This window comes from Ferrovibrio sp. GW821-FHT12D07, assembly GCF_058807275.1.
The window spans coordinates 1165504-1191475 of sequence record NZ_JBXAQN010000002.1 but is presented as its reverse complement, the minus strand read 5'-3'; the positions used below and the strand labels follow the sequence as shown (position 1 = coordinate 1191475).

Annotated in this window: 27 protein-coding genes, 1 other RNA gene and 1 pseudogene; 12 read left to right on the top strand and 17 right to left on the bottom strand. The window is 65.1% G+C overall.

From position 1 onward, the window contains the following. The first annotated feature begins 50 nt into the window (after positions 1-50). Positions 51-947 carry a transcriptional regulator GcvA gene (gcvA, locus tag AC1RRE_RS17600; RefSeq protein ID WP_492982836.1) on the top strand — a complete coding sequence of 299 codons (897 nt, stop codon included), beginning with the start codon at positions 51-53 and terminating at the stop codon, positions 945-947. Continuing rightward, positions 944-1795 (top strand): alpha/beta hydrolase, encoded by an 852-nt coding sequence (locus AC1RRE_RS17595; protein WP_492982834.1) that lies wholly within the window; start codon positions 944-946, stop codon positions 1793-1795. The genes gcvA and AC1RRE_RS17595 overlap by 4 nt, the downstream gene beginning before the upstream one ends. Here AC1RRE_RS17595 and AC1RRE_RS17590 read toward each other — a convergent pair. From AC1RRE_RS17590 to AC1RRE_RS17580, 3 genes are all read right to left on the bottom strand, one after another. Continuing rightward, on the bottom strand, positions 1781-2254 hold the full coding sequence (locus tag AC1RRE_RS17590) for a DUF2867 domain-containing protein (protein ID WP_492982832.1): 474 nt from the start codon (positions 2252-2254) through the stop codon (positions 1781-1783). The genes AC1RRE_RS17595 and AC1RRE_RS17590 overlap by 15 nt on opposite strands. Before the next feature lie 73 nt (positions 2255-2327). Then, positions 2328-2828: a DUF2867 domain-containing protein gene (locus AC1RRE_RS17585; RefSeq protein ID WP_492982830.1), complete on the bottom strand. Its 501-nt coding sequence runs from the start codon at positions 2826-2828 to the stop codon at positions 2328-2330. Positions 2829-2883: 55 nt separating this feature from the next. Next, positions 2884-3300 (bottom strand): tautomerase family protein, encoded by a 417-nt coding sequence (locus AC1RRE_RS17580; RefSeq protein WP_492982828.1) that lies wholly within the window; start codon positions 3298-3300, stop codon positions 2884-2886. Positions 3301-3411: 111 nt separating this feature from the next. On the opposite strand from AC1RRE_RS17580, the gene AC1RRE_RS17575 reads away from it, so the two are divergent. Beyond that, positions 3412-4272, top strand: coding sequence for a LysR family transcriptional regulator (locus AC1RRE_RS17575; RefSeq protein ID WP_492982826.1), 861 nt, complete (start codon positions 3412-3414; stop codon positions 4270-4272). Between the two features lie 14 nt (positions 4273-4286). Here AC1RRE_RS17575 and AC1RRE_RS17570 read toward each other — a convergent pair whose 3' ends face one another. Both AC1RRE_RS17570 and AC1RRE_RS17565 read right to left on the bottom strand, forming a co-directional pair. Beyond that, positions 4287-4688, bottom strand: coding sequence for a DoxX family protein (locus tag AC1RRE_RS17570; protein WP_492982824.1), 402 nt, complete (start codon positions 4686-4688; stop codon positions 4287-4289). A 122-nt stretch (positions 4689-4810) separates the two neighbouring features. Continuing rightward, on the bottom strand, positions 4811-5461 hold the full coding sequence (locus AC1RRE_RS17565) for a glutathione S-transferase family protein (protein WP_492982822.1): 651 nt from the start codon (positions 5459-5461) through the stop codon (positions 4811-4813). Positions 5462-5585: 124 nt separating this feature from the next. Between AC1RRE_RS17565 and AC1RRE_RS17560 the strand changes: the two genes are divergently transcribed. Next, positions 5586-6014 carry a winged helix-turn-helix transcriptional regulator gene (locus tag AC1RRE_RS17560; protein WP_492982820.1) on the top strand — a complete coding sequence of 143 codons (429 nt, stop codon included), beginning with the start codon at positions 5586-5588 and terminating at the stop codon, positions 6012-6014. A 6-nt stretch (positions 6015-6020) separates the two neighbouring features. On the opposite strand, the gene AC1RRE_RS17555 is transcribed toward AC1RRE_RS17560, so the two are convergent. From AC1RRE_RS17555 to AC1RRE_RS17515, 9 genes are all read right to left on the bottom strand, one after another. Next, the gene (locus AC1RRE_RS17555; protein ID WP_492982819.1) at positions 6021-10979 is read right to left on the bottom strand and encodes a response regulator; all 4959 of its coding nucleotides are present in this window, start codon (positions 10977-10979) and stop codon (positions 6021-6023) included. Positions 10980-11162: 183 nt separating this feature from the next. Continuing rightward, entirely contained in the window at positions 11163-11537 is a 375-nt protein-coding gene (gene rplS / locus AC1RRE_RS17550; protein WP_492982817.1) for a 50S ribosomal protein L19, read from the bottom strand. Between the two features lie 38 nt (positions 11538-11575). Further along, a complete protein-coding gene (gene trmD, locus AC1RRE_RS17545; protein WP_492982815.1) occupies positions 11576-12331 on the bottom strand; it encodes a tRNA (guanosine(37)-N1)-methyltransferase TrmD in 756 nt (251 codons plus the stop codon). Continuing rightward, positions 12331-12897, bottom strand: coding sequence for a ribosome maturation factor RimM (gene rimM / locus AC1RRE_RS17540; RefSeq protein WP_492982813.1), 567 nt, complete (start codon positions 12895-12897; stop codon positions 12331-12333). Before rimM ends, trmD begins: the two co-directional genes overlap by 1 nt. A gap of 3 nt (positions 12898-12900) precedes the next feature. Beyond that, positions 12901-13296 (bottom strand): 30S ribosomal protein S16, encoded by a 396-nt coding sequence (gene rpsP, locus AC1RRE_RS17535; RefSeq protein WP_492982811.1) that lies wholly within the window; start codon positions 13294-13296, stop codon positions 12901-12903. A 63-nt stretch (positions 13297-13359) separates the two neighbouring features. Continuing rightward, positions 13360-14745: a signal recognition particle protein gene (ffh, locus tag AC1RRE_RS17530; RefSeq protein ID WP_492982809.1), complete on the bottom strand. Its 1386-nt coding sequence runs from the start codon at positions 14743-14745 to the stop codon at positions 13360-13362. 279 nt (positions 14746-15024) lie between these two features. Then, positions 15025-15399, bottom strand: a complete 375-nt coding sequence (locus tag AC1RRE_RS17525; RefSeq protein WP_492982807.1) for a response regulator — start codon at positions 15397-15399, stop codon at positions 15025-15027. 17 nt (positions 15400-15416) lie between these two features. Then, positions 15417-16298, bottom strand: a complete 882-nt coding sequence (locus AC1RRE_RS17520) for a DUF3108 domain-containing protein (protein WP_492982805.1) — start codon at positions 16296-16298, stop codon at positions 15417-15419. A gap of 130 nt (positions 16299-16428) precedes the next feature. Next, on the bottom strand, positions 16429-16944 hold the full coding sequence (locus tag AC1RRE_RS17515) for a hypothetical protein (RefSeq protein WP_492982803.1): 516 nt from the start codon (positions 16942-16944) through the stop codon (positions 16429-16431). A 143-nt stretch (positions 16945-17087) separates the two neighbouring features. Between AC1RRE_RS17515 and meaB the strand changes: the two genes are divergently transcribed. After that, the gene (meaB, locus tag AC1RRE_RS17510; RefSeq protein WP_492982801.1) at positions 17088-18092 is read left to right on the top strand and encodes a methylmalonyl Co-A mutase-associated GTPase MeaB; all 1005 of its coding nucleotides are present in this window, start codon (positions 17088-17090) and stop codon (positions 18090-18092) included. Positions 18093-18136: 44 nt separating this feature from the next. Here the strand turns inward: meaB and AC1RRE_RS17505 are convergent, their stop codons facing one another. Together AC1RRE_RS17505 and AC1RRE_RS17500 are read right to left on the bottom strand one after the other, a co-directional pair. Then, complete coding sequence (locus AC1RRE_RS17505) at positions 18137-18742, bottom strand: DsbA family protein (protein ID WP_492982799.1); 606 nt, start codon at positions 18740-18742, stop codon at positions 18137-18139. Further along, positions 18739-19422, bottom strand: coding sequence for a glutathione binding-like protein (locus AC1RRE_RS17500; protein ID WP_492982797.1), 684 nt, complete (start codon positions 19420-19422; stop codon positions 18739-18741). The genes AC1RRE_RS17505 and AC1RRE_RS17500 overlap by 4 nt, the downstream gene beginning before the upstream one ends. 217 nt (positions 19423-19639) lie before the next feature. Here AC1RRE_RS17500 and AC1RRE_RS17495 point away from each other — a divergent pair, with 217 nt between their 5' ends. Beyond that, on the top strand, positions 19640-20263 hold the full coding sequence (locus AC1RRE_RS17495; protein ID WP_492982795.1) for a TetR/AcrR family transcriptional regulator: 624 nt from the start codon (positions 19640-19642) through the stop codon (positions 20261-20263). 3 nt (positions 20264-20266) lie between these two features. Here AC1RRE_RS17495 and nudC read toward each other — a convergent pair whose 3' ends face one another. After that, entirely contained in the window at positions 20267-21271 is a 1005-nt protein-coding gene (nudC, locus tag AC1RRE_RS17490) for an NAD(+) diphosphatase (RefSeq protein ID WP_492982793.1), read from the bottom strand. 117 nt (positions 21272-21388) lie between these two features. Between nudC and ffs the strand changes: the two genes are divergently transcribed. From ffs to AC1RRE_RS17460, 6 genes and pseudogenes are all read left to right on the top strand, one after another. After that, positions 21389-21484, top strand: an RNA gene (ffs, locus tag AC1RRE_RS17485) — signal recognition particle sRNA small type. Positions 21485-21551: 67 nt separating this feature from the next. Next, positions 21552-23315, top strand: a pseudogene (locus AC1RRE_RS17480) (DNA polymerase III subunit gamma/tau); the annotation flags it as partial. 11 nt (positions 23316-23326) lie between these two features. Further along, positions 23327-23650, top strand: a complete 324-nt coding sequence (locus AC1RRE_RS17475) for a YbaB/EbfC family nucleoid-associated protein (RefSeq protein ID WP_492982791.1) — start codon at positions 23327-23329, stop codon at positions 23648-23650. 10 nt (positions 23651-23660) lie between these two features. Beyond that, positions 23661-24254 carry a recombination mediator RecR gene (gene recR / locus AC1RRE_RS17470; protein WP_492982789.1) on the top strand — a complete coding sequence of 198 codons (594 nt, stop codon included), beginning with the start codon at positions 23661-23663 and terminating at the stop codon, positions 24252-24254. Positions 24255-24349: 95 nt separating this feature from the next. Further along, positions 24350-25117: a hypothetical protein gene (locus tag AC1RRE_RS17465; protein WP_492982787.1), complete on the top strand. Its 768-nt coding sequence runs from the start codon at positions 24350-24352 to the stop codon at positions 25115-25117. A gap of 140 nt (positions 25118-25257) precedes the next feature. Next, complete coding sequence (locus AC1RRE_RS17460; RefSeq protein ID WP_492982785.1) at positions 25258-25971, top strand: substrate-binding periplasmic protein; 714 nt, start codon at positions 25258-25260, stop codon at positions 25969-25971. Position 25972: the final 1 nt, after the last annotated feature.

The window sequence follows — 25972 nt, the reverse complement described above, 5'->3', positions numbered from 1 at the left end:
CAGTGGGGATAGCTGGATTTAAATTCCCCTCCGGCTTAAAAGAAATTCCCATGGCCCACCTGCCCAGCCGCCGCCTGCTGCCCCTCAATGCCCTGAAGGCCTTTGAAGCTGCCGGCCGCCACCTCAATTTCACCGCTGCCGCCGAGGAACTCTCGGTGACGCTGTCGGCTATTTCCCACCAGATTCGCCAGCTGGAAGAGCTGCTGGGCGTGCCGCTGTTCCACCGCACCCGCAAGGGCCTGGTGCTGTCCACGGAAGGCCAGCTCATTCTTCCGGACGTGCAGCGGGGTTTCGACTACCTGGCCAGTGCGCTCAGCAAGCTGGAGGCCCGGCGCGGCGAGGGCACGCTGACGCTCAGCATGCTGTCGACGTTTGCCATGCGCTGGTTCATCCCGCGCCTGCCCCGCTTCCAGGAAGCCTATCCCGATATCGAGGTGCGCATCACCACCTCGCTGAAACCTGCCGACTTGGAGCGCGAGGGCATCGATTGTGCCATCCGTTATGGCGACGGCGACTGGCCGGGGCTGAAGTCGACGCGGCTGTTTGCCGAGGCGCTGGTGCCGGTGGCGCACCCCAAGTTCAAGGACCAGATCAAGAAGCCATCCGATCTGAAGACGCAGAAGCTGCTGCATTCGCAGAACCGCCGCGAGGACTGGCGCGTCTGGCTGAAGGCCTCGGGCCAGACCGATATCGATCCGGTGATCGGCCAGATGTTCGAGACGCGCAGTTACGCGATCCAGGCCGCTGTTCAGGGTATGGGCATCGCCGTGATGGACCCGGCGATGGTGGCCGAAGAGGTGACGGCCGGCCGGCTGGTGCAGCTGTTCGATGTTTCGCTGCCGCTGACCAATGCCTACTGGTTCGTCTGCCTCGAGCACATGGCCGATGCGCCGCGCATCAAGGCGATGCGCGACTGGCTGGAAGAAGAAGTGAAACAGCCGGCATGATCCGCTGCCTTGCCGCGATCCTGTGTTTTACGGCAATCACCGCACAGGCCGCGCCTATCCCTGCTGGCGATGGCTATCAGGTGGTGAAGGTCGGCGAGTACAATCTTGAAGTCTTCACCTACAAGCCGGCCGGCTATACCGATGGCCCGCTGCTGATGGTTTTCCATGGCATCGAGCGTGATGCCGATGCCTATCGCGACAATGCGAAGACCATGGCCGACCGTTTCGGTATGGTGGTCGCTGCGCCGCTGTTCGACAAGACCCGTTTCCCCAGTGCGCTGTACCAGCGTGGTGGCATCGCCAACCAGAAGAGTCTGTTGCCGCAGGATAAGTGGATTGGCACCACGGCGATCGCGCTGGTCGACCAGTTGCGCAAGGACGAAAACCGGCCGCGGCTCGACTATTACCTGATCGGCCATTCCGCCGGCGGCCAGTTCCTGGCGCGGCTGGCGCCGTTCGTGCCCCATGCGGCCAAACGCATCGTGGTGGCCAATCCGTCCTCCTGGGTGTTTCCGACCGTGAAGGAAGCCTTTCCCTTCGGGCTGGGTGGCGCCACGGTCGCGCTGGTGAACGAAGATTTTCTCAAGCGGTATCTAGCTGCGCCAATCACGGTCTATCTCGGCACCAATGACACCGGCGACCGGAACCGCGACGACAGCGAGGATGCTACCGAACAGGGTGCGACGCGCTATGAGCGCGGCCTGCATTTCTTCAAGGCCGGGCAGACGCTGGCGCAGGAGAGGGGCTGGCCGCTGAACTGGCGGCTGGTGGAAGTACCCAAGGTCGGCCATAGCAGCCGGCGCATGTTCGATGCGCCGCAGGCAAAAGACGCCTTATTCGGCCCCTAAGCGCATCGCCAGCTGCCGCACCATGCTGCGCACGATCAGCTTGTGGAACGGCATGATCACCGCCAGATAGACGCGGCCCATGCGGTTGTGGGTCGCGACCGCCGTGGTCAGGGTGATGCGGCTGCCGGCTGCATCGGGCTCGATGCGCATCAGCGCGCGGAAATCCAGATGGCCGTCATCAAGCCCTGAGACGACTTCGGTCTCTGACTCGCGCAGCACCGGAAACCCCTTGCGGATCGGTGGCGCCTTGTAACCGAGGCGTCCCATCACTTTGTTACGGATATCCAGCAGCACACTGGCCCAGACGGGCGGGGTGCTGAAGAAATCGGCCGAGACGCTGCGTGCATCGAGGTTGCGGCGCGCCACGACGACGCTGAAGGCATCGGCGAAATCACAGCCAGGCAGGCTGGCGGCGAATGCCGGATCGGCAGGCGGGGACGTCACAACAGGCGTGCTCATGCGCGGACTATGCGCCCGGCGCGATGGTCTGTCCCGCTTCAGGATGTCGCAGGTTGATTATGTCGCAGGCCGATCAGGTCACAGGCTCGCCGAGTTTGGCAGCGACGCGGGTCAGCAGGCTGCGCACCACCCGTTTGTGGATGGGCATGACCAGCATCAGATAGACGCGTCCCAGCCGGTTATGGGTGCGCACGATGGTGGTGAGCGTGATCAGGCCGAGATCGGGTCCCGCCGGGCCGAGCCGGATGGTGTCGACGCGGAACTGGGTACGGAAATCCAGATGATCGTCATTCAGGCCGACCACCACCTCATCCGCATCCTCGTGCAGCACCGGCAGACTCTGCACCATTTCGTCGGTCTTGATGCCGAAGGGCCGCATCACCGCATTGCGCAGGCGCAGCAGCCAGCCGGCCCAGTCGGGCAGCTTGCTGAAGCACAGCGCCGCCACTTCGCGCGCATCGAGATCGCCATGCGGCGCCGTCAGGGTGAAGGCATCGGCGAAATCGCAGCCGGGCAGGCTGGCGACAAAGTCGGGATCTGGCGTTGACGCCACGATGGCGGGATGGACGGACATCGGCGCAGCATGGCTTTCGCCCGCTGCGCCGTCCATTGCCCGAAGGAACGAGGCCTCAGGCCGCCGGCACGCCCAGCTTGCCGGCGATATAACGCTTGTCCTGGGTCAAGCCACCGAAACCATAGGCGTCGCCGCGCACGTCATGCACATAAACATAGGTCTCGTTGTGCAGCGGGCCGAGCAGATCGCCCATGGTCTTGAACACGGCGGCAATGAAGGCCGCCTTCTCGTCCTTGGTGTTGGTGCCTTCGGTTACCTTGATATCGAGGAAGAAACTGGCCAACTTTTGCTCTGTCAGCGAGGTGCCGCTGATGAACCAGTTCTCGGCCGGCACGGTTTCGATAGCGATCGAGATCAGCTTGCGGTCTTTGTGCAGGATCTCATCGGTGAAGCGAGCCGCCATGGCAGCAATGTCCTTTACAAGGCCGGGCTTTTCGCTGGGGGTGGAATATTTGACCTGAATGATCGGCATGGGGTGGCTCCTGTCTGCTGGTCTGGCTTTGCCCGTGGACAGGAGAATAGGTCTGGGCCTATCATAACTGAACTGGATGAAAGTTCATTTCAGACATAACGGAATGATATCATGGAATCGGCTCTGGACATTGATGCCCTGCGTGCTCTGGTGCTGGTGGCGGATTACCGCAGCTTCACCCGCGCGGCTGAGGCGCTCTCCACCAGCCAGGCCGCCATCAGCTTGCGGCTGAAGCGGCTGGAGACCCGGCTCGACCGCCGCCTGCTGGAACGCACGCCGCGTCTGGTGCGGCTCACCCCCGATGGCGAGACGCTGGTGACGGAATCGCGCCATGTGCTGGCCGCTCATGATGCGGCGCTGGCGGCGCTCAGTGAACAGCCGAAGCGTCCGCTGGTGCTGGGCATCAGCGACCAGGCTGTCGGCGCGCAGCTGTCGGGCCTGCTGGCGCGCGTGCGGTCGCGGCTGCCGGGCCTGAAGCTGGAGGTGCGCATCGGACTGTCGCGCGACCTGAGTGAACTGTATGAAAGCGGCAAGCTCGATGCTGCCATCTTGCATCAGGTGGGCGACACCAGGCCGCCGCGTGGCACCGAACTGCTGCTGAAGGATCGGCTGGGTTGGTTCGCCGCGCCGGATTTCGACCTGAAGGCAGGCGAGCCGCTGCCGCTGGTGGCGCTGGCTGCGCCCTGCTCGGTGCGGGCAGCGGCGATCCGCGCGCTCGACAAGGCAGGCGTGAAATGGACCGAGGCCTTTACTGGCGGCGGTGTGGGCGCGCTGGCTGCCGCGCTGTCGGCAGGCCTGGGCGTCGCCGTGCTGGGGCATCGCGCGCGCCTGCCGGGCATGGTGGAGCTGACAAAAAAACAGCGGCTGCCGGTGTTGCCGGCAACCGCCATTCTTATGCTGTCGCGCGTCAGCGATCCGCTGCTGTCGCGCGCCCTGCGTGAGATCGCGTCAGCGATCCGCGCCGATCAGTGACCAACTGGCAGTGATCAACCGCGACGGTCGACGCTGAGCGGACCCGCGCCGAAGCTGGCGAAGGCCAGCAGGCCGCCGGTGATCGCCATATTCTTGAAGAAGTTGGTCTTCTGCAGCATCACCTGGGCGTCCGGCACGGCCCAGTAATTGTGGAAGAGGATTGCGGCGGCGGCGGTGAAGACGGCCAGGATCAGGGCGGCATAGCGGGTCTGGAAACCGACCAGCAGGGCGGCGGCAACCACCACTTCGACGAAGATGGTGCCGGCAGCAGCCACCTGCGGCAGCGGCAGGCCCTTGGAGGCGATATAGCCGACCGTGCCTTCGAAGTTGCCGATCTTGCCGATGCCGAAGGGAATGAACAGTGCGGCGATGAGGATGCGGCCGAGCAGCGGGCCGAACTTGTCGAGCAATGCCATGGGAATGGGTCCTTCTTTTCTTGATGGTTGTTATGATTCGTGAAAAGGGCGACGCGAGTTTAGCGCGCCGCCCCGGGTCTTGTCGTCAAAACAAACTTGGTCTTGTCGTCAAAACAATGAGATCAGGCGGCCTTGTCCATGGCGGCCAGGGCCTCGGCTTCGCGGGCCGATGCACGCTGCACGGCCGGGCGCTGCTTCATGCGCTCGAAATGCTTGGCGTAGTTCGGATAGGGCGCGAGATCGAGACCGAGCTTGGAGGCCCAGTTGTAGAAGACGAAGAGATAGGCATCGGCGGCCGACCAGTCGCCGAAGACCCAATCCTTGCCGGCGAGGGCCTTTTCCACGATGGCGAAGTTGGCGGCAGTGGCCTTGGCGGCGAGTGCCTTGATGTTGTCGGCGCTATCCGGCAGATCCGAGAAGTTCTGCGGACCGAAGAAGCGGCCCATCACCGGATGGATGCCCGATGCACACCAGGCGATGAAGGACAGCGCTTCGGCTTCCTTCAGCGCGTCGCCGGTCGGCAGCAGCTTCGCATTGGGGAAGCTGCGATTGAGATAGGTCATGATCGCGGTGTTCTCGGTCAGCATGGTGCCGTCGACGCCGAGCATCGGAACCTTGCCCTTGGGATTCAGCGCCAGATATTCCGGCGTGCGGGTCTGGCCCTTGCGGGTGTAGGTGACCTTCGGCGTGAAGGCGGCACCGGCTTCTTCGAGGCAGATATGGGTCGCCAGCGAGCAGGCGCCGGGCGAGAAGTAGAAGTCGAGTTTGGCCATGGTAACGGGTCCCTCCGGTTACGTTTCCCTCATGCGCATGGAACGGATATGCGCGGGGATCAGAGCCATAGCGCAGCCCAGTATCAATTTGCAAGCAGGCACCCAAACCCCCTATACTTACCAAATGGCTACTGAAAAAGACCTCGATTTCCGACATGCGCTCACCGTCGACGGCCAGCCGCTCTGCGCCCGCATGATCTGCGCGACGCTCGACCTCATCGCCAACAAATGGGCGGTGCCGATCATCCTCACATTGTCGCGAGCCGGCGAGCGGCCGCTGCGCTTTTCCGAGATGGCGCGCGCCATTCCGCTGATCACGCAGAAGGAACTGACCAAGCAGCTGCGTGCGCTGGAAACCGCCGGCCTGGTCGGCCGCCGCGTGCATGCGGCCGTGCCGCCCAAAGTGGAATACTGGCTTACCGACATGGGTCATTCGCTGCGGCCGGTGATGAATGAACTCGGCCGCTGGGCGGCCAAGAATGGTCCGCGCATGGCGCAGCAGCGCAAGCCCGGGCCGAACGAAACCGCGCCCGTCGCGGATGCGGCCGACTAGGCTGTCTCAGGAAAAGGGCGTCGTTGCCGTCGCCGCGATGCCGGCCCTGGCCAGCACGACCGCCAGTTCCGATGCGATATAGGGCTTGTCGATGAAGGACAGCTGCCGCGCATCGGGGAAGCGCTGCTTCAATACCGCCTCGCCATAGCCGCTGGCGATCACCACCGGCAGGTCGGCGCGGATTTTGCGCAGTTCCAGCAGCAACTGTTCACCGCGCATGTCGGGCAGGCCGATATCGATCACGGCCGCATCGATGGCGGCGGGATTGCCGCGCAGGATGGCAATGGCGGCCTGACCCGTGGTGACGGCCTCGACGCGATAGCCCATATCCATCAATCCGTCGGTCATGACGGATTGCATCAGCGCATCATCCTCGACGAACAGCAGGTTAGGCGTTGTTGCGGCCAGCTGCGGTGCATCGAGGATGTCGCGTACCTTGGTGGCCAGCGCCGCATAGGTGAAGGGCTTGGTGATGAGCTGCACGCCTTCATCCAGCCGGCCGTGATGCACCACGGCGGTCTGGGCATAGCCGCTGGTGAACAGGATTTTCAGCGCCGGATAGCGCGCCTGCGCTGCATCGGCCAGTTCACGGCCGTTCATGCCGCCGGGCAGACCGATATCGGTGAACATCAGTGCGATGTCGTTGCGCTCGGCCAGGATGTTCAGGGCGTCATGCCCGGTGCCGGCTTCCAGGATGCGGTAGCCCAGATCGCCCAGGATATCGCGCGAATGGGCACGCACATCGGGATCATCCTCCACCACCAGCACGGTTTCACTGCCTTGGCGCGGCGGCTCGGCTTCGCGACGCAGTGCCGCGTCATCCGCGATGGTTGACGCAGACTGCAAGCGCGGCAGGTAGATCGTCACCGTGGTGCCCTGGCCGGGCGTGCTGTCCAGCTGCACATGGCCGCCGCTCTGCTTGACGAAGCCATAGACCTGGCTGAGGCCGAGGCCGGTGCCATGGCCGACATCCTTGGTGGTGAAGAAGGGCTCGAACGCCTGCTCCATCACCTCGGGCGCCATGCCGATGCCGCTGTCGCTCACCGTGATCTGCACGTAATCACCCGCTGTCATGTCCCGGGCCATCTCGTCCTGGGCCGCCATGGTCGCATTGGCCGTGATGATCTCGAGCCGTCCGCCGCCCGGCATGGCGTCGCGCGCATTCACCGCCAGATTCAGCAGCACATTCTCAAGCTGATTGGGATCGACATGCACCGGCCACAGGCTCCGGCCCGGCTGCGCGTCCACCGTCACCTGTTCGCCCAGCGTGCGGCGCAGCAGGTCCGACATGCCGCTGACCAGCACATTCACATCCACCGCCCGGGGTTCGAGCGGCGCGCGGCGCGAAAAGGCCAGCAGGCGCTGGGTCAGCGAGGCGGCGCGTTCGGCGCCGCGGGCGGCGCTGTCGATGGCGCGCAGCATGCGCGGAGTATCGGGTGTATCGCGTTTCAGTTGCCGCTGCAGGGTTTCGATATTGCCCATGATCACGGTCAGCAGGTTGTTGAAGTCATGGGCCACGCCGCCGGTGAGCTGGCCGATGGCCTCCATCTTCTGGGCATGACCCAGCGCTTCCTCGGCGCGGGCGCGTTCGTTGATCTCGTTGCGCAGGCGCTCGTTGGTCGCGGTGAGTTCGCGCGTGCGCTCGTTGACCTTGCGCTCCAGCGTGGCGTTCACATCGCGCGCCACCGCCAGCAGCAGCTCCTGCTGGTCTTCCATGTTCTTGCGGTCGGTCAAGTCGATCACCGAGCCGATATAGCCCAGGAAGCTGCCCTGGCTGTCGAAGCGCGGGGCGGCGGCGCCATGCATCCAGCGATACTGCCCGTCGCTGCGACGCAGGCGGTATTCCACCTGGAAGTTCTCCCGCTTCTGGTTGGCGGCCATAAAGGCGGCGAAGGTGGCGTCGCGATCCTCGGGATGCATGACCTCCAGACCGCCGGTGCCCAGGCTGTCTTCCATGCTCTGGCCGGTCATTTCGGTCCAGCGTGGGTTGATGTAGGTGAGCTGGCCTTCGGTGTCGGTGACCCAGATGATCACCGGTGCGGTATCGGCCATGGTGCGGAAGCGCGCCTCGCTTTCGCGCAGGGCGGCCTCTGTCTTCTGGCGTTCGGCGATCTCGGTCTGCGCCGCCTTGTAGAGCTGGGCATTGTCGATGGCGATGGCGGCCTGGGCCGCGATGCCCGACAGCAGGCGTTCGCTGCGTTCGTCGAACACGCCCGCATCGGGATGGCCGAAGAACAGTCCGCCCAGCACCTCGCCGTTGCGCGAGATCACCGAGCTGGCCAGGTAGCTGCGCACCGGCAAATGGCCCTCGGGCATGCCTTTGTTGGGGGCATTGCGGCCGTAGCGCGGGTCCTTGGTGATATCGGCCGAGCGCACGATGCCCTCGCCGCCGAAGGTCGGCGCGAAGATGTCGGTGTTGCGCGGCATCGGGAATTTCGAGAAGGCCTCGCGCGGCACGCCCGACAGCGTGTACAGCATGTAACTGCCGCCGGCATTATCCTGCACGTTGTAGAAGAAGGCGCCGAAGGCTGCGCCGGTGAGCCGCGTCGCCGCATCGGTCACCGCCTGCACCACGGCATCCAGATTCAGTTCGGCCGAGACCATGGCGCCGACGCGGCCGAGGATTTCCAGCGTGGCGGCTTCTTCCATCAGCGCCTTTTCCGTCTCGCGGCGGAAGCGCGCCATCTGCAGGTTGCGCGCCACCCGCGACAGCAGCTCGCGCGCCGAGAATGGCTTCACCAGATAATCGTCGGCGCCGGCATCCAGGCCTTCGACGCGGGCTTCCTCGCCGGCGCGGGCCGAGAGGAAGATCACCGGCGTATGGCGCAGCAGGGCATCGCCGCGCAGCGTCTTCAGCAGGTTCAGGCCATCCATGCCCGGCATCATGATGTCGGACAGGATCAGGTCGGGCATGCGCCGTCGTGCCGCCGCCAGCGCCGCCTCACCATCCGCCACCGCTTCGATGCTGTAGTCCTCGGTGCCCAGCAGGCGGCGGATATAGTCGCGCATGTCGGCGTTGTCGTCGGCCAGCAGGATATGCTGGCCATTGCCCAGGGGTGGCGGCGGCAGGTCGGTATCGACCGTGGAAGCCGGCAGGCTTTCATCGATGGCGGCATTGGCGCCGGCCTCGGGCAGCCAGCGCAGTGCCTCGGCCACGAAGCTGCCGGACTGGATGCCGGCCGGCGTGACCTGTTCGGCCGAGATGATGCTGTCTGCGGGCAGATGCGCTGTGCCCACTGGCAGGGTGACGATGAAGCTGCTGCCGCGACCGGGTTCGCTTTCCACCGCGATGGCGCCGCCATGCAGCCGCACCAGTTCCTGCACCAGGGCCAGGCCGATGCCGCTGCCCTCGAAGCTGCGGCCCTTGGCGCCGGCCACACGATAGAAGCGTTCGAACAGATGCGGCAGCGCTTCGGGCGTGATGCCGGTGCCGGTATCGGTGACGATCAGGATGGCGCTGTGGCCATCGGACGAGGCTTTCAGCGAGACGACGATCTCGCCCGACAGCGTGAACTTGAAGGCGTTGGACAGCAGGTTGAGGACGATCTTTTCCCACATGCCGGTATCGACGTAGACCGGCCCGGGCAGGGGCATGCAGTCCGTGCGATAGGTCAGGCCGGCGCGCGTGATCGTCGATTCAAAGCTGGCGGCCAACTCGGTGGTGAAGGCGGCAAGGTCGACCGGGCTGTACTGGATCTGCGCGCGGCCGGCTTCCAGCCGCGAGAAATCCAGCAGCGTGTTGACCAGCTTGAGCAGCCGCAGGCCGTTGCGATGGGCGGTCTCGACTAACGGTATGGTCTGCGATGCAGGCTGGTTGAGGATTTCCTCCAGCGGACCCAGCATCAGGGTCAGCGGCGTGCGGAATTCGTGGCTGACATTGGAGAAGAAGGCGGTCTTGGCGCGGTCGATCTCGGCCAGTGCCTCGGCGCGTTCGCGCTCTTCCTCGAACAGGCGCACGCTGACCAGGTTGGCCTCGATCTGGCCCGACAGCAGGTTGATGAAGCCGGCATATCCAGGGTCGTAGCGGCGATAGGGATTGAGGCCGATGGCGAGGAAGCCGTTGATCTGGCCCAGGCCGCGCATCAGCGGCACCAGCACCACCTGCTGGATCGCCGCGCCGCGCCGGTCGGCGCTTAACGGACTGCCAAAGCGCGTTGCCAGGGTATCGATCACCACGGGGCCGCGGCCGCGCAGGATATCGGCGACCGGCAGCGGCGCCGCATCCTCGGGGCGCACCAGCAGCGGGAAGCAGGCGCGATCTGCCTGCGGGCCGACGAAGCAGACGCGCGCGGCCTGGCTGCCGGCATCGTCATCGAAGAGATAGAGCGACAGCAGCGGCACGTCGGGCCGTTCGCCCAGGATTTCGGTCAGCGCCGGGCAGACTTCCTCCAGACTGCGCGCCAGCGTGAATTCGGCGGCCAGGTCGCGCAGCAGCATCATGCGCCGTTCGGCGATGACGCGCTCGGTGGTTTCGGTCACCACGCACAGCATGCCGACGATGGTGCCGCCGTCATTGGCCAGCGGGCTGTAGGAGAAGGTGTGATAGGTCTCCTCGGGGAATCCGCTGCGCTCCAGGAACAGTAGCAGGTTTTCGTCCCAAGTGGCGGTGCCGGTGTGCAGCACGGTGTCGATGCGTGGGCCGATATCGGACCAGATCTCGGCCCAGACCTGATCCGAACGCTGGCCCAGGGCCCAGTCGGCCTTCACGCCCAGCGTCGGTTTGTAGGCATCGTTGCAGAAGAAGGTGAGTTCCGGACCCCAGGCCATCCACATCGCGTAGCGCGAGGACAGCAGGATGCGGATGGTGGTCTGCAGGCTCTGTGGCCACAGATGCGCCGGCCCGAGCGGCGAGGCCGCCCAGTCATAGGATCGCATCGCCGCGCCCATCTCGCCGCCCCCGGCGAGAAACTCCAGCCCCCGGGTGTCATCGGCGGCTGGCGCGGCTTTCATCTTCACATCGTTCACGGCCCGTAAACTCCGGTGCCCCGATGCCTGCCAAGCGGTACTAGACCGTATTCAGATGTGCGCCGCCACTGCTTTCAAATGGGTTCGATTGAAAAAACAGAAGCCGCCCGCCGGAACTTTTCCGGCAGGCGGCTTCAATGCTTGTAACCCGTCGGCCGGCGAATGCCGGCCGGAAGACCTGAATTAGGCCTTGGGCTGGACGTCGCGCTTCTCGGTGATGCGGGCGGCCTTACCGGTACGACCACGCAGGTAGTACAGCTTGGCGCGACGCACGTCGCCGCGACGGACCACCACGATCGACTCGATGCGCGGGCTGTAGAGCGGGAAGATACGCTCGACGCCTTCGCCGTACGAAATCTTGCGCACGGTGAAGGAGGAGTTCACGCCGCGGTTCGAGCGGGCGATGCACACGCCTTCATAGGCCTGCACGCGCTCGCGGCCGCCTTCGATGACCTTCACATTGACGGTCAGGGTATCGCCGGGGGCGAAATCCGGCACCGCGCGGGCGGCGACGAGAGCATCGGACTGCTCTTTCTCGATCTGCTGCATCAGGTTCATGGCACTCTGCCTTTCTTCTTTCAAAGTTCAAACACGTTTCAATTCTTCCCCGCCGGCTTGCGCCGACGGTAACTCTCCCACAGGTCCGGGCGACGTTCGGCGGTGATCTTTTCCGCCATCTCGCGCCGCCAGGCTGCGATCTTCTCGTGGTGGCCGGACAGCAGCACATCGGGCACTGCCAGGCCTTCCCACTCCTGCGGCCGGGTATACTGGGGATACTCCAGCAAGCCGTCCGCGAAACTCTCTTCGGTGCCGGACTCTTCGGCACCCATCACCCCGGGTAGCAACCGCACGACTGCATCCAGCAGCGCATATGCGGCAATCTCGCCACCCGACAGGACGAAGTCGCCGAGGCTGACCTCGACAACGGGGCGCGCCTGCAGCAGGCGCTCGTCCACCCCCTCGAAGCGACCGCAGAGCAGCGTTGCTCCACCTGCCGCCTTAACCTCATGCACCAGCGCCTGATCCAGGCGCCGGCCACGCGGCGAGAAATAGATCAGCGGCTGCCCACCGATATCTTTCTGGCCTCCGCCATCCGCACCGGCAAGCGTCGCATCGAGCGCCGCCGCCAGTACATCCGGCCGCATCACCATGCCCGGCCCGCCGCCAAAGGGCGTGTCGTCGACGGTGCGGTGTTTGTCGCGCGCGAAGTCGCGAATATCCGTCACCGTCAGCGACCACCGCGCTTCCGAAAGGGCGCGGCCGGCCAGACTTTGTCCCAGCGGACCGGGGAACATCGCGGGATACAGCGTCAGTATCCGCGCGTTCCACGGCGAAGCCGGGACGGTACTCATCACTCTCCGGCCTGTTCGGCCGCCCGCTCGGCTGCTTCTGCCTTGCGGTCCTCTTCGGTTTCCGGCGCACCCAGCCAGAAGGCCGGTTCCACCGTCACCGTACCGCCGGCGAGGTCCACATCGGGCACCGCGTCGTCGGTAAAGGGCACCATTGCCGAACGGCCGCTGTCGGTTTTCACCTCCAGCATGTCGCCGGCGCCGTAGTTGTGAACCGCGCTCACGCGGCCCAGAACCCGGCCCGACATCATCGCCGTCAGGCCCACCAGGTCGGCGAAGTAGAACTCGCCTTCACCAGCCTTTGGCAGGGCGGAGCGCTGAATGTAGAGCTCCGTCCCCTTCATCGCCTCGGCCGCTGTGCGGTCCTCGACGCCCTTGATACGCGCAATCACCACGTCACCTTTCGACAGGCGCAGCACCTTCAGCGGATACACCTTCGTCGCGCCGGCATCCTGCAGAGGGCCATAGTCCCCCAGCGATTCCGGGTCTGCGGTGAAGGTCTTCACCTTCACCTCGCCCCGGATGCCCTGCGCGCCGATCACGACGCCCAGCAGAAGCGTGCCGTTCATGCCTTAGGAAGCGGCGGCTTCTTCGCCGGCCGGCGCGGCAGGCGCAGCGGCCTTCTCGGCAGCGGCCTTGGCGGCTTCCTCAGCAGCCTTGATGCGCTCCTGGGCCTTCGCCTTCGGCTTGCCCTTGTCGGGGTTGTTGCCGTGGGTCCACTTGACCAGGCCAGCCTTGTCGAAGAAGCGGGCCACGCGGTCGGACGGGGTCGCACCCTGGCTCAGCCAGTACTTGCAACGCTCGACGTCGAGCGTCACGCGCTCGCGGTCCTTCGGCAGCATCGGATCATAGGAACCGATCTTCTCGATGAAGCGGCCATCGCGCGGGCTGCGCGAGTCGGCGACAACGATACGGTAGTAGGGGCGCTTCTTGGCGCCGCCACGGGTCATACGGATCTTGACGGACATGGTTTTCCTTTCAGACTAAACGTTGAAACTCGTAAAACTCAAAACCCTCATCACAGCTCAGGCTTACAACTTTGGCATGCCAGGCATTCCGCCCATCATCCCGCCCATGCTGCGCATGAAACCCTTCTGCCCCAGCTTCGACATGCGCTTCATCATGTCGGCCATCTGGAGATGCTGCTTCAGCAGCTTGTTCACATCCTGCACCGAGGTGCCCGAACCCGTCGCGATGCGCTTCTTGCGTGAGGCGTGGATCACCTTCGGGTTGGCGCGCTCGTCCTTGGTCATCGAGCCGATGATGGCTTCCTGACGCTTCAGCACGCTTTCATCAACATTGGCATTGGCCATCTGCTGCTTGATCTTGCCCACGCCGGGCAGCAGGTTCATCACGCCCGACATGCCGCCCATCTTGCGCAGCTGCTTGAGCTGCGAGGCCATGTCGTTCAGGTCGAACTGGCCTTTCTGCACGCGGGCAGCCAGGCGCTCGGCCTCTTCCTTCTCGATCGTCTCGGCGGCCTTCTCGACCAGCGACACGATGTCGCCCATGCCGAGGATGCGCTGCGCGATGCGCTGCGGATGGAAAGGCTCGATGGCATCGACCTTTTCGCCGACGCCGATCAGCTTGATCGGCTTGCCGGTGACGGCACGCATCGACAGCGCCGCACCGCCGCGGCCATCGCCGTCGACGCGGGTCAGCACGATGCCGGTGACGCCGACGCGCTCGTTGAAGCTTTTCGCGACATTGACGGCGTCCTGGCCAGTCAGGCTGTCGGCGACCAGCAGCGTCTCATGCGGCTGCACGGCGTCGCGCACAGCGGCGACTTCCAGCATCAGCGTCTCGTCGACATGAAGTCGGCCGGCGGTATCCAGCATCACCACGTCATAGCCGCCCAGCTTGGCGGCCTGCACGGCGCGCTTGGCGATATCGACCGGCATCTGGCCGGCGACGATCGGCAGCGTCGGAATGTTGTTCTGCTCGCCGAGAATCTTGAGCTGTTCCTGGGCGGCCGGGCGATAGACGTCGAGCGACGCCATCAGCACCTTCTTGCGCTCCTTGGTGATCAGGCGCAGCGCGATCTTGGCGGTGGAGGTGGTCTTGCCCGAGCCCTGAAGGCCGACCATCAGCACGGGCACCGGCGGCACGGCATTCAGGCTGATGCCGGCATCGGCTTCGCCCGGGGCCTCGTTGCCGCCCAGCATCTCGACGAGATGATCGTGGACGATCTTGATGACCATCTGGCCCGGCGTCACCGAGCGCAGCACATCCTGGCCGACAGCCTTCGCCTTCACACCATCGATGAAGGTCTTCACGACCGGAAGCGCGACATCGGCTTCCAGCAGGGCGACTCGAACCTCGCGCAGCGCTTCCGAGACATCAGACTCCGACAGCGCGCCGCGCTTGCGCAGCCGCTCGAAGACGTCTCCCAGTTTGCCGCTCAGAGATTCGAACATGTCGACCCTGAAATTCCTCAATAATGGCCACAAGCAAAACGACGCCCGTGCGCGACACTCGCGGACGGACGGCGGTCCTCGGACCGGATTGCTTCCAAAGCTTCAGAAAGCGGGCGGAATAAAGCCCTTTGGGGACTTTAAGTCAACCCTAAGACCCCTCTCCGGCCGTCACCCCCGGATTTATTCCGGGGGTCCATCTGCCCGGCCCGCCGCGCGGAGGGTGGGCGTGGACTCTGGGGGCAAGCCCAGAAGTGACATTCTTCCATGATAATCAATTGTTTAGTGAACAAGTCGGCGCAGGGTTTCGAGCAGGGCGCGCGGGTCGATCGGTTTGACCAGCACCTCGGTCATGCCGCTGAGCAGGCATTCCTTCCGCACCTCCTCGCCATCAGCAGCCGTAATGCCGATGATCGGGATGGTCAGGCTGTTGGGCCGGCCGCACAGGCGGATTTCCTGGGTCGCCTTGATGCCGTTCAGGCCGGGCATGCGCACGTCCATCAGGATTGCTGCCAGCTCGCGGTATTCGACGAACAGGTTGACGGCATCGCGGCCATCCTTGGCGAAAATCGGCTCAAAGCCGAGCGCATTCAATAGCTTGTCGAACACGGCGCGGCCCACCGTGGCATCATCGGCAACCAGGATTCTGCGGCTCATGAGGCGAGTATAGCGGCTTAAGGCGCAGGATCGCGCGGGATCTCGGCCCGGATCAGGCCCAGCGGCTGCAGCCACTGGCGGCCGTTCAGCGTGGCGGCGCTGATCCAGACCCGGGTGGCGCCGATCCGGCCGTTGGCCTCCATCTGCACCGGCACCCAGGCGGCATAGCCCGGCGGCTGCACCAGCCAGATGAAGGCCGGCTGCTCATCCTTCTCGCTCCATTCGGCCAGGTATTTGCGGCTGTAGCCGGCCACCGGCTCCAGCTTGGTCTGGCATTTGAAGGCCGGACCGCTATAGGCGGTTCGGTTATGCGGTGCCACCGTGTCGGGCCCCAGCGGCGTGTAATGAACGTTGTAGCGGCGGCGGCCGTCGTAGATCGCATCCGATCCTTCGCAGGACGGTGTGGTCCCCGGCTTCAGCAGGCGCGCCATGATCGCCGTGGTGGGATCCAGCGTATCGCGCTTCAGCAGGTCGGGCACGTCCTCGCGGTCGTCCTCGTCATTGGGCGGCTGCAGGATCGCCACCGGCAGGCCATCGGCGCCCCAGCTCATGCTGGTGGCGCGCTTCGACCAACGGCCGTCGCTTTCGGTGATGTAGCGCGTGGGAATGAAGCGGTCGTCGGCGATGCGCGCCGCCGTGATGCCGGTCATCGTGAAGCGGGTGAGGAAATCCACCATGCCCGATGTGCGCATGGCGGTTTCGACCTGCAGCGTTTCGGTATCGCGGCGCATGGTCATGCCGATATCCATGCCCTTGGACCCGAGCGCATAGAGGCTGAAGGAAATCTCGGCCGACTGCAGCGACTCTTCCGGATCGGCGGCGGCCCGCGGCGAGGTGACGGCGACAGTGATGCCGGCCAGCAGGCCGGCAATCAAGGCATAGGGAAGTGCATGCGGCATGGGTTTACCCATGCCTGGAATCTAGGTCTGAATCCCGGCTTTTCCGAGACTGAATTTGTGATTTCTTGCAGATTGCGGGCGGGTGTTCACGGGAATCTGATCCCGGCAGCACCTGCTCCGCAGGCTGATTTCAGGCCGAAGCGGGCAGTTCGCGGTTGGCGGCCAGTTTCAGGCCGCGCAGCAGGTCGGCGCCGGCCCGGCCCATGTCGGGGCGGGTTTCGGCGCGGCGCAGCGCATAGAGCGCATCGATCAGCAGGGCGACCAGATCGAGATGGCGCGGTTCTGACGGCAGCGCCCGGCGCAGCACGTCGCTCAACAGCGACACGCCGCCGGCCATCATGGTCCAGCCATTGTCGGTGCAGGCTTCCGACAAGACATCACAATCGCGCTGCGCGTCGCCCAGGAACAGCAACGCCGACACCACATCGCTGCGCGCCTTGCCGAAACGGCCGCGCATCAGGTCGATGCGCGCGGCGACGGCGGCGGGGTCATAGGGGATGTGGCGGCCGGCCGGCAGCGCCGCGGGTTCGGTCTTGCTGGCGGTGCGCGACAGATCGGCGCGCGCCTGCTCCAGCCGCCGCATCGGATCCCGGACGGGATCGCTGCGCTGGTCGTCAGTCGGAAAAGGGTCGGTCCGATTCGCCATGTCCGTATAAGGACATACGAATCCCGGTGACTCCCTGTCAATCACACAATCGAATCAACTTGCCGGAAGAATTGGAAAAAGCGCGTGATCATACATGCGCATGACAGTTGGAGGGCGAGGGAGCCTTCGCTAAGGTCGCAGGCATGTCTGCAACCACCACCAGTTCGCGGCGCGCCGCCGATCCTGCCGATCTCGCCGACCGCCTGCTCAAGGGCGATCGGCGTGCGCTGGCCCGCGCCATCACGCTGGTGGAATCGAGCCATGCGGCGGACCAGGCGGCGGCCGAGAATCTATTGCAGGCTGTGCTGCCCAGGACCGGCGGTGCAATTCGCGTTGGAATCTCCGGCACGCCCGGAGTCGGCAAGTCCAGTTTCATCGAACGCTTCGGCCTGTTCCTGACGGGACAGAAACTGAAAGTCGCCGTGCTGGCGGTCGATCCGTCCTCGGCGCTCTCGGGCGGCTCGATCCTCGGCGACAAGACGCGCATGGAACAGCTGGCGCGCGACGACAGTGCCTTCATCCGGCCCTCGCCTTCGGGCGGCTCGCTCGGCGGCGTGGCGCGGCGCACGCGCGAGGCGATGTTGCTCTGCGAGGCGGCGGGCTTCGATGTGGTGCTGGTGGAAACCGTCGGCGTCGGCCAGTCGGAAACCACGGTGGCCGGCATGGTCGACATGTTCGTGCTGCTGCTGGCGCCGGGCGGTGGCGACGATCTGCAGGGCATCAAGCGCGGCATCATGGAACTGGCTGACCTGATCGTGGTCAACAAGGCCGATGGCGACCTTCTTGCGCCAGCCCGCCTTGCGGCGGCGGATTACCGCATGGCTTTGCAGCTGATGCGGCCGCGCCATCCCGAATGGATTCCCGAAGTGCTGCTGGTGTCGGCGCTGTTCGGCGAGGGCATCGATGCGGTGTGGGCGCAGATCGGCAAGTTCCGCGCGGCGCTGGAGCAGAGTGGCAGCTTCACGGCGCAGCGCCGCTACCAGGCCGAAGGCTGGCTGCTGCGTGAATTGCAGGACGGCCTGCTCGACTGGCTGAAAACCGATGCGGCGATTGCCGGCGAGATGCCGAAGCAGCAGAAGGCCGTGGCGGCGGGCAAGATCACGCCGAGTGCGGCAGCGCGCAAGCTGCTCGCGATGCTGGGGAAATAAAGTTCATAGGCGGCTCGCGGCGTGCCTGGGCATGCTGGGTTGCATCATGAGCGGGCGAGCCCCGCCTCGGTCAGGCGGCGACGCAGCAGGGGCAGCCGGTCGTTGCCCCAGAACAGCTCGCCGTTGAACGAGAAGCTGGGCACGCCGAACACGCCCTTCTCCTCGGCGTCGCGCGCGATCAGCTCAAGCTGCAGGTCGGCGACGGTCCGGAGATAGGCATCGAAGTCGTCGACATTGGCGCCGGTCTCATGCAGCAGGGCGACGATGGCCTGCTGATCCTCGATATCGCAGCGGCGATCCCAGAACAGCGGCAGCAGACGCTGATAAAAGGCTTCAGCCAGTCCCTGGCGGCCGGCAAAGAGATAGGCTGCATGCGCCACGCGCGGATTGAACACGCGAACAGTGCCGCGCAGGGTGAGCTGCCGCTCGTTCGCCAGCCGGCGCGCGTCCATATAGAGGTATTTCACCTTGCGGGTGTCGCGCGGGCTGCGGCTGTCCGGCGTACCAAAGGCCGCCTCCAGGGCGATGGCATAGGGCAGGCGGGCGACGGCAACAGCAAACTCGGTCTCGATCGCCTGAATCTCCGCATGGGCCAGATAGGCATAGGGACTGCGGATATCGAAATAGAAAGTCAGGGTGTTGTTGGTCACGGCCGCGCTCCGAACATGTTCTTTTTCGCTTCGTCGCTTTTGGAAACATCGACCCACCGGTCGCGCAGCAGGTCCAGGCCACGGCTGACGGCGGGCCGGGCGCGGATTTCGCCATACCAGCGGGTGACGTTCGTGTAGGGCTCCATCGGCACGCCGGTGAGGCTGTTGATGCGGATCCAGGGGAAGGCGGCGATGTCGGCGATGGTGTAGCTGTCGCCCGCCAGATAAGCGTGCTGGCCGAGTGCAGTATCCAGCACGCCCATCAGCCGGCGGCCCTCGCGCTGGTAGCGGTCGAGCGCATAGGGGACCTTCTCCGGAGCATACCGATGGAAATGCTGCGCCTGCCCCAGCATTGGTCCCAGGCCGCCCATCTGCCACATCAGCCACTGCATGACCGACCAGCGCGCGTGCTCCGTCCTGGGCAACAGGCAGCCACTTTTTTCGGCCAGATACAGTAGGATCGCGCCGCTTTCGAAAATGGTCAGTGGACCGTTGGGATGCGTGTCGTCGAGGATGGCAGGAATCTTCGCGTTGGGTGAAATGCGGTCGGTGAAGCCCGGCTCGAACTGTTCGCCCTTGGTGATATTCACGGGCGAGACGCGATAGGGCAGGCCGCATTCCTCCAGCATGATGTGGACTTTATGGCCGTTCGGGGTGGGCCAGCTGAACAGGGTGATCATGGCAGGTCTCCTGCGGCGTCCGCGAAGGGGCGTGCCGCTTTTCGGGCGGCACTTATAACGGTGCATCAATAAAAATAACAGTGTTATATTTTTAATTCACAGCGGTAATCCTGCGGCCATGGCGGGTGGGTAGCTATGTGATTGTAACGATGTTATTTTTGCGGACGCTTCACCCCCAAGGGTGCAGGGCGCGGATCGCAGGGACGGACAGGCTTCGATGACGGCGGCAAAGGCAAAAGCTCGCAAGGCGACACAGACTCCGGTCGCCCGGCGCACCGCCCGGGTGAAGGAATTCAAGCGCGATCTGATTATCGATGCGGCGCGTACGGTCTTCGACGCCCAGGGCCTGGAGGGTGCATCGCTGCGCACCATCGCCGCTGAAGCTGGCTGCACCACCGGGGCGATCTATGGCCATTTCAGCGGCAAGGAAGAAATCTATGCTGAGCTGCTGCGGCGCTCGCTGCAGGCGTTGGACGTCGATGTACGGCAGGCCGATGGTGGACCGAAGGGCTTTGCCGCGCGCTTCATGGCCTTTGCGCGCTTTTACGCCGCCCGGCCGTCCGACTTTTCCCTCAGTCTGTATCTCTATGACCGCAAGGCGCCGCTCGGGCTGGGCGCAGACCTTAATCGTGAACTGAACACGCAGTTCCGGGCCGTCATGGCCTATGTGGTCTATGGTGTCGCGCCGGGCAAAAGCCGCAGCGAAGAGGAAGAGGCGCTGGTCTATGCCATGCTGGCTGGATTGCTGATGCTGAATCGTGCGGGGCGGCTGAAGCTGTTCGGCAGCGATATCGAAGCGATGGCCGCGCTGGCCGTGGCCCGGCTCAAGCTGGCCCGCTGAGCCTCAGCCCTCAGACAGCCACTTCTTCGCGATCTGGTGCGCCAGGCTCAGCGGCGGCGGCATCCAGGGCGGATCATCGGGTGAGGTCTCGCTGTTGGGCAGGCGGGTCTTGCCGCGCTCCAGCATCTCGGCCATCTCGCTGCGGCGGAACCAGCGCGCGTCTTCCAGCTCGGTGACATCCACCGTGATCTCGGCGCTGGTGGCCTCGGCCACGCAGCCGATCATCAGCGACGAGGGGAAGGGCCAAGGCTGCGACATCAGGTAGCGCACCGCGCCCGTACGCACGCCGGCCTCTTCCATGATCTCGCGGCGCACGGCCTCTTCCAGGCTTTCGCCCGGCTCCATGAAGCCCGCGAGTGCCGAATACATGCCCGGCGCCATGCGCGACTGCCGGCCCATCAGCACCATGTCCTCGCCGGTTTTCTCGTCGCGGCGCACCGCCAGCATGATCACCACGGGATCGGTGCGCGGGAAATGCTGCGCGCCGCAGGTATCCGATGTGCATTTGCGCATGTAGCCGGCATCACCGGCTTCGGTCTTTGCGCCGCATTGCGCGCAGAAGCCGTGGCGCTGGTGCCAGTCGACCAGGCTGCGCGCCTGCGCCAGGATCGCCGCCTCTTCAGGCACGAGCTGGGCGGCGATGCTGCGCACGTCGATGTATTTGGTGGTCTCGCTATGCAGGCTTGCCGTCCCTGCATCGGCATCGCCGTCGACGACAAAATGCGCGATGCCGTCCGGATCGAGGCCGAGAAACACGCTGGGCAGCGACTCGTGGTCTCTGGCCCAGTCCTGATTGAGCCAGGCGATTCGCGCCGGCTTACCCGTGATGTCGATCAGCGCCTTCAGCTCGCGCAGCACCAGGAAGCGGCTGTCGGGGCGGCGGCGCTGCGCGGTCAGCCAGTCCGGATCGCGGCGCGGATTGCCGGCGCGGTCCAGGTGGGAACCGGTGAAACCGATCGGGCGGCCAGAGGGCTGGGCAGTCTTTTTGGGGTTCTCGGGGCTAACCATGCTGAAACGCTGGCATATTGCCGGGCATCCGTCCATTGCCCGCCTTAAGAGAATCGCCCGGGAATCGCATCTGGGACGGCTTGAATTGCGCGTCCCGATGCTTGATATAAGGCCCCGGGAGGTTGGCGGTGGACGAGCGTCTCGCCAACCCGGTCAGGTCCGGAAGGAAGCAGCCGTAACGAGTTTCCGTTCGGGTCGTTGTCAGCCTCCCACCTCATTCATCTTCCAGCGTTTTTCCTGTGAGCCTGCCCTTTAAAAACAGGCTCCGGCGCGGCATGGTACGGCTATGAGTCAACCGGCGCCCTATCGCGTTCTCGCGCGCAAATACCGCCCCAGCAATTTTGCCGAGATGATCGGTCAGGATGCGCTGGTCCGCACCCTTACCAATGCCATCGCCACCGGGCGCATCGCCCAGGCCTTCATCCTCACCGGCGTCCGCGGCGTGGGCAAGACCACCACCGCCCGCATCATCGCGCGCGCGCTCAACTGCACCGGCGCCGACGGCAAGGGCGGGCCGACCATCAGCCCCTGCGGCGTCTGCGACAACTGCAAGGCCATCGCCGAGGACCGGCATCCGGACGTCTTCGAGATGGACGCCGCGTCCCGCACCGGCATCGGCGACATCCGCGAGATCATCGAGGCCGTGCGCTATGCGCCGTCGATGGCGCGCTACAAGATCTACATCATCGACGAAGTGCACATGCTGTCCACGGCGGCCTTCAACGGCTTGCTGAAGACGCTGGAAGAGCCGCCGCCGCATGTGAAATTCGTCTTCGCCACCACCGAAATCCGCAAGGTGCCGGTGACAGTGCTGTCGCGCTGCCAGCGCTTCGATCTGAAGCGCGTCGATATCGCCGTGCTGAACGCGCATTTCAAGCGCATCGCCGGTGAAGAGAAGGCCGAGATCGACGAGGACGCGCTGACGCTGATCAGCCGCGCCGCTGAAGGCTCGGTGCGTGACGGTCTGTCGCTGCTCGATCAGGCCATTGCCCATGGCGCCGGTCAGGTGAAGGCCGAACTGGTGCGCGACATGCTGGGCCTGGCCGATCGCGGCCAGATTTTCGCGCTGCTCGACATGCTGCTGCACGGCAAGCTGCCCGAAGCGCTGGAAAGCCTGCAGGCGCAATACAGCCTCGGCGCCGATCCGGCCGTGGTGCTGCAGGACATGCTCGATCTCGTGCACTGGCTGACGCGCGTGAAGGTGATCGGCGGATCGCCTGATGACATCACGCTGCCCGAGAGCCAGCGCAATCGCGGCAAGGAACTGGCGGCCAAGCTGGGCATGCCGGTGCTGGCGCGCAGCTGGCAGATGCTTCTCAAGGGCCTGCAGGAGGTGCGCGCTGCGCCCGTGCCGCTGGCTGCCGCCGAGATGGTGCTGGTGCGCTTTGCCTATGCCGCCGACCTGCCGTCGCCCGGCGATCTCGCGAAAGAGTGGCGCGACAAGGGCGGTCCCGGCGTGGCCCCGCCCGCGCGTCCCACCGGCGGCAGTGCCGGCGGTGGCGGTGCATCCGCTGCGGTCGCCACGCAGCCGCGCGCCATGGCTGCCGCCCAAGAACGCGCCTTGGCACAGCCCGGCGAGACCGTGGCGCTTGCTGCGATGCCCGCCACCTTTGCCGGCGTCGTCGCGCTGGCCAAGGAGATGCGCGAAGGCATGCTGGCCGGCGAACTGATCAACGACGTGCATCTGGTCACCTTCGAGCCGGGCCGCATCGAATTGCGGCTCGACAGCGGCGCGCATCACGATCTGCCCGGCCGCCTGATCGAGAAGCTGAAGGCCTGGACCGGCCAGCGCTGGGTGGTGAGCTTAAGCAAGCTGCCGGGCGAACCGACGCTGGCCGAGCAGGAGCTGGCCGAGGACTCCAAGCGCCGCGCCCATGTGCAGGCGCATCCGCTGGTGCAGGCCGTATTGCTCGCCTTCCCCGGCGCGGTGCTGGAAGACGTGCGCGAGGTCGCGCCGCCGGTGCCCGAAGCCGAGCCCGAAGGCGTGGCGACGGCCGATGGCTACGTCACCGACGATGTCGATCCGCTCGACGAGCTGGATTAAGGAGTTCCGCCATGAAGAACCTGGGCAACATGCTGAAGCAGGCGCAGCAGATGCAGCAGCGCATGCAGGAGATGCAGGCCGAGCTGGAGCTGCGCGAAGTGCAGGGCGCGGCCGGCGGCGGCATGGTGACGGTGACGCTGAACGGCAAGAGCGAGTTGAAAGCCATCAAGATCGATCCCGCGCTGATGAAGGAAGACGAGCGTGAAGTGCTGGAAGACCTGATCAAGGCCGCCCATGCCGACGCGAAGCAGCGCGCCGACCGCGAGATGGCCGAGCAGATGCAGAAGGTCACGGCGGGCATTCCGCTGCCGCCCGGCATGAAGCTGCCGTTCTGAGGATAGAGGCGTGGCCGGTCCGGAGATCGAGCGGCTGATCCAGCTGCTGGCGCGTTTACCAGGTCTGGGGCCGCGGTCTGCGCGGCGTGCCGTGCTGCATCTCCTGAAGAAAAAAGACGCCCTGATGCTGCCCCTGGCCGCGACGCTCAAAGAGGTTGGCGACAGCGTGCATGCCTGTTCGTCTTGCGGCAATCTCGACAGCCGCGACCCCTGCGGCATCTGCACGGATTCACGGCGCGACGAGGCGCTGCTCTGCGTGGTGGAAAGCGTGGCCGATCTCTGGGCGCTGGAGCGCGCCAGCGTGTTCCGTGGCCGCTACCATGTTCTTGGAGGGACATTGTCCGCTTTGGACGGCGTCGGGCCGTCCGATCTCAATGTCGATGGTCTGGTCGGCCGTGTGCAGGCCGGCCGCGTGAAAGAGGTCATCATCGCCACCAATGCCACGGTCGAGGGTCAGACCACGGCCCATTACATCACCGACCGCCTGGCGCCGCTCAATGTGCAGGTCAGCCGGCTGGCGCATGGCGTGCCGGTGGGGGGCGAGCTCGACTATCTCGACGACGGCACCCTCGGCGCCGCGCTGAAGGCGCGGCGCCTCCTTTGATCCGGATATTGGGCCGCGCTGAAGGCGCGACGCCTGCTTTAGTTCCCTGCAAAGATCACTGTCGCGACCGCCGGCCCCGCGCTAGGCTGGTCAGCATGAATCGGCTTGTTACCGGCCTTTCTGTCCTGCTCCTGCTGCTGGCGCCCATGGCGGGCGCCACCGAACTGCGGCTGGTCTACACCGAGCAGGAAGTGCGGCCCTATCTGATGGGCAGCGGCACCGAGATTCCGGCCCGCCCCGGCATGGCGGTGGAGCTGGTGAAGCGTTGCGCCGAACGGCTGGGCGGCCGGCTGACCGTCAGCCGCATCACCAGCCGCCGTCTGGTCGAGGAGGTCAAGGCCGGCAACCAGGATGGTGCCTTGGGCCTGCGCTATATCGACAGCCGCCTCGGCGACATGGTCTTTCCCATGCGCGACGGGCAGCCCGATGCCGAACGCCGCGTCGCGCGACTGGCGCATTCACTCTATCGCCGGGCCGGCGATCCGGTGCAGTGGGATGGCCGCAAGCTGACCGGCCTCAACGGCCCGGTCGGGGCCAGCCTGACCACCATCGATTACCTGCGCCTCATGGGGAGTGAGCCGATCAGCGTGCTGTCCTCGACCCAGCTGTTCAACATGCTGGCCTCGCGCCGCATCGATGCCGCCGTCACCCTCGATGTGATCGGTGACCGCGAGATGCTGACGTCGACGAACGACGTGCGGTTCGAGAAGCTGTCACCGCCGGTGCAGGTGATCGATTTCTATGCGCCGGTCTCGCAGCGCTTTTACGCCGCCAACCGCGAGTTTACCGACCAGCTCTGGCGCCTGATGGGCGAGTTGCGCGAAGCCACCTATGCCGAGCTGACCCCGACCTATCTGTTCTGACCTTTCGCACCCTGAGTGCAGTAGCGCCGCATATCTGCTCGCCATAAGCGTGACGCGGAACCTTGCTGTTGCCTGCTATGCTGCCGCTCATGCGGGGGTGGCTGATCGGATTGGTATCGGTATGTGCGGCGCAGGCGGCAATGTCGCAGGATCTGCGGCTGGCCTATACCGATCAGGAGATTGCCCCCTATCTGATCGGCGAAGGTGCAGAGATTCCCGATCGGCCCGGCCTTACCATTGAACTGGTGCGGCAGCTTGTCGCCGGCACTCCCTACCGGCTGGTGCTGACGCGCCTTCCGGCCCGCCGCCTGCATGAGGAAATCCGCGCTGGCCGGCAGGATGGCCTGATCGGGACGCGCTACACCGAGGATCGCGCGGCGCTGATGGTCTATCCCTTCGCCGATGGCAAGCCAGACCAGCACCGCCATCTCGGACACATCGCGTATTACCTCTACACCATCAAGGATACGCCCTTGCAATGGGACGGCCGGATGCTGAGCCATCTTGATGGTGGCATGATCGGTATCCCCAGTGGCGTCACGGCGTTGCGCAATCTGCGCGACATGAAGGTCGAGATCGTGGAGGCGCCCTCGAGCCACCAGCTGTTCAGCATGCTGGTGCGACGGCGGGTGGCGGCCGTGGCCACGGTGGGGCTGGCGGGCGATGCCTATCTCGGCTGGTTCGAGAATGCCGAGGTGGTCAAGCTGGTGCCGCCGCTCTGGGCCGAGAATTTCTACATTCCCTTCACCCGGGCGTTCCATGAGAAGAACCGGGCTTTCGTGGAAGCCTTCTGGGTCGGCCTGGAGCGTGAGCGCGATACGGTATATCGCGAACGCGGGCTGGCCTATCGCTAGC

Excerpts from the sequence above, each read along its gene's own strand:
- gcvA (WP_492982836.1), top strand. The coding sequence starts at position 51 with ATGGCCCACCTGCCCAGCCGCCGCCTGCTGCCCCTCAATGCCCTGAAG.
- AC1RRE_RS17595 (WP_492982834.1), top strand. The coding sequence starts at position 944 with ATGATCCGCTGCCTTGCCGCGATCCTGTGTTTTACGGCAATCACCGCA.
- AC1RRE_RS17590 (WP_492982832.1), bottom strand. The coding sequence starts at position 2,254 with ATGAGCACGCCTGTTGTGACGTCCCCGCCTGCCGATCCGGCATTCGCC.
- AC1RRE_RS17585 (WP_492982830.1), bottom strand. The coding sequence starts at position 2,828 with ATGTCCGTCCATCCCGCCATCGTGGCGTCAACGCCAGATCCCGACTTT.
- AC1RRE_RS17580 (WP_492982828.1), bottom strand. The coding sequence starts at position 3,300 with ATGCCGATCATTCAGGTCAAATATTCCACCCCCAGCGAAAAGCCCGGC.
- AC1RRE_RS17575 (WP_492982826.1), top strand. The coding sequence starts at position 3,412 with ATGGAATCGGCTCTGGACATTGATGCCCTGCGTGCTCTGGTGCTGGTG.
- AC1RRE_RS17570 (WP_492982824.1), bottom strand. The coding sequence starts at position 4,688 with ATGGCATTGCTCGACAAGTTCGGCCCGCTGCTCGGCCGCATCCTCATC.
- AC1RRE_RS17565 (WP_492982822.1), bottom strand. The coding sequence starts at position 5,461 with ATGGCCAAACTCGACTTCTACTTCTCGCCCGGCGCCTGCTCGCTGGCG.
- AC1RRE_RS17560 (WP_492982820.1), top strand. The coding sequence starts at position 5,586 with ATGGCTACTGAAAAAGACCTCGATTTCCGACATGCGCTCACCGTCGAC.
- rplS (WP_492982817.1), bottom strand. The coding sequence starts at position 11,537 with ATGAACCTGATGCAGCAGATCGAGAAAGAGCAGTCCGATGCTCTCGTC.
- trmD (WP_492982815.1), bottom strand. The coding sequence starts at position 12,331 with ATGAGTACCGTCCCGGCTTCGCCGTGGAACGCGCGGATACTGACGCTG.
- rimM (WP_492982813.1), bottom strand. The coding sequence starts at position 12,897 with ATGAACGGCACGCTTCTGCTGGGCGTCGTGATCGGCGCGCAGGGCATC.
- rpsP (WP_492982811.1), bottom strand. The coding sequence starts at position 13,296 with ATGTCCGTCAAGATCCGTATGACCCGTGGCGGCGCCAAGAAGCGCCCC.
- ffh (WP_492982809.1), bottom strand. The coding sequence starts at position 14,745 with ATGTTCGAATCTCTGAGCGGCAAACTGGGAGACGTCTTCGAGCGGCTG.
- AC1RRE_RS17525 (WP_492982807.1), bottom strand. The coding sequence starts at position 15,399 with ATGAGCCGCAGAATCCTGGTTGCCGATGATGCCACGGTGGGCCGCGCC.
- AC1RRE_RS17520 (WP_492982805.1), bottom strand. The coding sequence starts at position 16,298 with ATGCCGCATGCACTTCCCTATGCCTTGATTGCCGGCCTGCTGGCCGGC.
- AC1RRE_RS17515 (WP_492982803.1), bottom strand. The coding sequence starts at position 16,944 with ATGGCGAATCGGACCGACCCTTTTCCGACTGACGACCAGCGCAGCGAT.
- meaB (WP_492982801.1), top strand. The coding sequence starts at position 17,088 with ATGTCTGCAACCACCACCAGTTCGCGGCGCGCCGCCGATCCTGCCGAT.
- AC1RRE_RS17500 (WP_492982797.1), bottom strand. The coding sequence starts at position 19,422 with ATGATCACCCTGTTCAGCTGGCCCACCCCGAACGGCCATAAAGTCCAC.
- AC1RRE_RS17495 (WP_492982795.1), top strand. The coding sequence starts at position 19,640 with ATGACGGCGGCAAAGGCAAAAGCTCGCAAGGCGACACAGACTCCGGTC.
- nudC (WP_492982793.1), bottom strand. The coding sequence starts at position 21,271 with ATGGTTAGCCCCGAGAACCCCAAAAAGACTGCCCAGCCCTCTGGCCGC.
- AC1RRE_RS17475 (WP_492982791.1), top strand. The coding sequence starts at position 23,327 with ATGAAGAACCTGGGCAACATGCTGAAGCAGGCGCAGCAGATGCAGCAG.
- AC1RRE_RS17465 (WP_492982787.1), top strand. The coding sequence starts at position 24,350 with ATGAATCGGCTTGTTACCGGCCTTTCTGTCCTGCTCCTGCTGCTGGCG.
- AC1RRE_RS17460 (WP_492982785.1), top strand. The coding sequence starts at position 25,258 with ATGTCGCAGGATCTGCGGCTGGCCTATACCGATCAGGAGATTGCCCCC.